General features: G+C 39.1%; 4 protein-coding genes and 1 pseudogene. 4 read left to right on the plus strand and 1 reads right to left on the minus strand.

Features of this window, described 5'->3' with window-relative positions; genetic code table 11:
- Positions 1-95: integrase core domain-containing protein (locus tag B3Q46_RS13030; RefSeq protein ID WP_286716132.1), on the plus strand; the 95-nt coding region annotated here is incomplete at its 5' end.
- A gap of 53 nt (positions 96-148) precedes the next feature.
- Here the strand turns inward: B3Q46_RS13030 and B3Q46_RS13035 are convergent.
- A pseudogene (locus tag B3Q46_RS13035) lies at positions 149-409 on the minus strand (YqhA family protein); the annotation flags it as partial.
- 401 nt (positions 410-810) lie between these two features.
- On the opposite strand from B3Q46_RS13035, the gene B3Q46_RS13040 reads away from it, so the two are divergent.
- Genes B3Q46_RS13040 through B3Q46_RS13050 form a run of 3 tightly spaced genes read left to right on the plus strand, consistent with a single transcriptional unit; the run spans position 811 to position 3,707 of the window.
- The gene (locus tag B3Q46_RS13040) at positions 811-1,602 is read left to right on the plus strand and encodes a hypothetical protein (RefSeq protein ID WP_004784296.1); all 792 of its coding nucleotides are present in this window, start codon (positions 811-813) and stop codon (positions 1,600-1,602) included.
- Positions 1,603-1,618: 16 nt separating this feature from the next.
- Positions 1,619-2,752 (plus strand): toxic anion resistance protein, encoded by a 1,134-nt coding sequence (locus tag B3Q46_RS13045; RefSeq protein ID WP_004784295.1) that lies wholly within the window; start codon positions 1,619-1,621, stop codon positions 2,750-2,752.
- A 37-nt stretch (positions 2,753-2,789) separates the two neighbouring features.
- Positions 2,790-3,707, plus strand: coding sequence for a hypothetical protein (locus B3Q46_RS13050; protein WP_004784292.1), 918 nt, complete (start codon positions 2,790-2,792; stop codon positions 3,705-3,707).
- Positions 3,708-3,937 lie beyond the last annotated feature (230 nt).

Below are 3,937 nucleotides of genomic sequence, written 5' to 3' on the forward strand. Positions count from 1 at the left end.
ATGTTCAAGACTATACAACAGCATGGCAACACTTTTATAATCATCAACGACCTCATATGTCAGTTGATGGTAAACCACCTAAATTTAAACAATGATAAGGGCTTCGGTTTTTCTACTCATTAACTCAATTAAAAATGGGGGTATTACCGAGTTGTGAAACGAAATTTTCATAACCTGAAAACATCATCATCACCATCACAATAAGTCCACCAACCATGGTCATATCAACCAAGGATAGAATCACCAGAATCAGGTCAGCTTCAGTATATTCGAAGATATGCGGCAGAACATGAATCACTTCCTGAAAGAATTTTAAGGCCAGTAATAATAAAGCGAATGATAAACCAAAATAGACAGGAGCTAAGATCCAGCGTGCGGCATACATCGTATTATGAAAAAAACGTTCCATTTTATTCTCAGGTTACCTACTTTATGGTTGATCTTGATCATAAATAATTCATGCTTAAAATTCGAGAATTATTTATGTTTTATAATGTGTTATAGATATTCTTAAGTTTAAAAAAAGCTTAATTAAGACGATAAAATAACTTGGCATTTATTGTGCTTATTCTTATTTAGTTGGTTATTAGCCTATTTAAGGCCGATGGAAAAGGTTCTAGAGAGAACCAGCAGGTTATAGTCAAAATAATTTGTACAAGAAATGGCTGTATGCCAAACTTAATTCCAACAATATCTTCAACTTATATAAAGAAAATTCTATGGCCTGAAGCATTCCTTTGCAAAATGCTACATGTTATGTTGAATGAAAAGACGTACTATAAAAATCGAATTCACTGAGTTTAAAGGGCCATGTCACAGATAGATGTTTTGATTCCAATCCAAGACATTGCAGTAGAGCAGAGCGAGATTCTAAGTATCAAGCGCAACGAACTTGTGCCTTTACTCCACGACCAATACAAGCTGAATCATTATGCTGACCCACTTATTCAGGCACAGTCCGTACTATTAAATGGGGTAGATCCGCATCTGACCCAACAACTGAGCCAGACGATTGAACAGCTGATTCAGATGCTGGCTCAATCAAAAAAATATCTCAAGAAGCGTAAATTTAATGCCTTACAGAAATGGCTGGGTATCGATTTAGATTATGGCTCAAGTCAGGTTGAATACTATAAAAAACTGGACTATTTATTGGATCAGGCAGATCACCTTAGCCGTAAGTTGCAAATTGAAATCCAGAAATCCCAATCGCGATTTCAGCAACTGATCGGTTTACGTGAGCAAATGGCCAAGCATATTGTGGCAGCAGAAGAATTTTTATCTGAATATCCGCAGTTTATCAGGAATCAGCATCCACTGGATAATTTTTCTGAGCGGCTGTCAAAAAAGGTGCATACCTTAAGAACCTTGCAAAGCAGTAATGACATCGCCATTACCCAGATGCAATTGTCCCAGCAACTGTCTTATAGCCTGCTGGATCGATTTAAAGAAGCACAACAGGTGCTGATCCCGGCCTGGCAATATCATGTCAAACAAAGCCAGACGAAACACTCGACAAGTGATCTGGAAAAACTCGATAATAGCCGGGACAATCTGATTAAAACGTTAAAAAAGTCACTCGAGAAACCCTCGAATACATAACAATATAAGGTGAAGCATGACCAAATCTGATGTAGTAAATTTACCTGTCGAAAGCTCAACTGAACTGACTGAACAGAAGTTCCAGCAAATGGATCTGAAAGAGCTGGGCTTGCAGCCTGACGATTTTCAGGAGGTTTTGGCAGCACGTAAAGAACTGCAGAATATGAGTCATAATAGTGTGGCCGAATATGGCAAAAATATAGCCACCAAAACTTCAAGCTATACCGATGAATTGCTGAATCTGGTACAGAACAAAGATCTGGATGCAACCGGTCAAAAGCTGAATCAGGTGGTGCAGGTGGCACAGCAACTGAATACCAGCAGTATCTTGAACAAGAAAAAAAGTTCGGGATTTCTTGGCAATATCATCAGCAAATTTAAGGGTGTGAAAGATAATTTTGACTCCCATTTCAATACCACCAAAGAACAGATTGATGTGCTGGTCAAGGAAATTGAAACTTCACAATCCGGATTAAAAGCACGCGTTGATACGTTAGATAAAATGTTCGATGGGGTGCAGGAAGAATATAAGCAGCTGGGTATTCATATTGCAGCTGGACGTTTACGTGAACAGGAATTGCAGCAGGAAATTGCTGCGCTCACAGCCTTGCCACAAGATCAGAGTACCACGCAAAAAATCTATGACCTAAATCATCTGGCCAATAATCTGGAAAAACGCATCAGTGATTTACAGGTATTGCAGCAATCTGCGATGCAGACTTTGCCAATGATCCGCATTATCCAGTCCAATAACCTGATGCTGGTGGATAAATTCTATGCCATTAAAAATATCACATTGCCAGCATGGAAAAACCAGATCAGTTTGGCCATTTCCCTGAATGAACAGAAGAACAGTGTACAGCTGGCCAATACTATTGATGATGCGACCAATGAGCTTTTACGCCGTAATGCAGATTTATTGCATCAGAACTCGGTCGATACGGCAAAAGCCAACCAGCGTTCTGTTATTGATATTGAAACGCTTGAACATGTGCAAAATACCCTCATTAAAACTGTTAATGATGTGATTCAGATCCAGAAAGAAGGTGTACAGAAACGCACTGAAGCGACGGTACGTTTAAGAGCCTTGCAAGATAATCTGAATCATTTGGTGATTGAATCAAGTACCAGTGGATCTAAACCCAACTAAATCCAGTAGGGCCAAGATCTAAAAAAAGGAGTAGAGATTGCCGCCCTTAGATGAATATGCTGTAAATCCTCAGGAAATCAAGCAAGGGGTCGTCGCACTCAAAAAGCGTCAACGTAATTTGATGCTTTTGGGACTGACTACCTCTACGGTCTGTATCGCATCCGTGATAGGCCTATTCTTTCAGCAGGAACTGGTTTATGGCTTTTTTGGCCTGAGTACTCAGCTTCAACAGCTGCATTTACCAGTTAGTGTCGATGCTAATTTGGCCAGTATTGGGGATAGTCCGGATTATTTCTTTGCTCTATTAAGCTGGTTTGGCTGGCTGATTCTGAAAATCTTTGCTTCTTTTATTGGTGCATTTTTTCTGGTTGGATTGCTGAAGAAGTTTGGTTTCTTCTATGTGCGCTTTCAGTCTTTCATATTGAAGTTTGTAGGCTGGCTGATTTCTTTTATCGTGATCTGGTCAGGACTGACTTATTGGCAATATGACCTGAGAAATGACCGTGAAGATGTTTATCAGCAAGTGGTCTATTACGATAGTAATATCAATGATAGCGAAGTGGCACGTTACCTGGTTGATTCCGATATTGCTTCACCGGTGAAATCTTATTTACTCGCCCAAACAGCACTCTTGCATAAACCCGTTGATTTGTCTGCAGCCCGACCTTATGTCGCACAAGTGGTCGAGGCAGAGCGGCAGGATAACAAGTTTGAACAATACGGATTTAAACCGGAACAGATCTGGACCATGCAGCAACAGGTCTATGGTAAAAGCCTGACGCCTTTAGCACAAAGTGTAGATCGTCAAGCCCAGCAAGCCGAACAAGTCAGCAAGATTACCAATGTCATCATTATTGGCATTGCCATCTTATTTACCTTGCTTAGCTTAATCATATTTGTATTAGCCAATTCAATTAAGGGGCGTTCGCTACGTATTGAACAGCGAATCTTCTAAACTTAAAAATGCTCCTATAAAAGGAGCATTTTTATTTTCCAATCTATATTCGGTTTCTTTAAGCCAGAGCAAGAAGCTTAAGGATAATAAAAAATAAAATTAGGTTAGAAATTATGATCTATAAAAACAATCATTAAGATAAAAACAAACTGTTTTACCTATTTTTGTTATTCACTTAATATAGCTTCATCGAATAAATATTTACTCCCTTGGAGACGTTAGCAATGTTA

The organism is Acinetobacter sp. UBA2581 (genome assembly GCF_002339435.1).
In the GTDB taxonomy this organism is placed as follows: Bacteria; Pseudomonadota; Gammaproteobacteria; order Pseudomonadales; family Moraxellaceae; genus Acinetobacter; species Acinetobacter variabilis.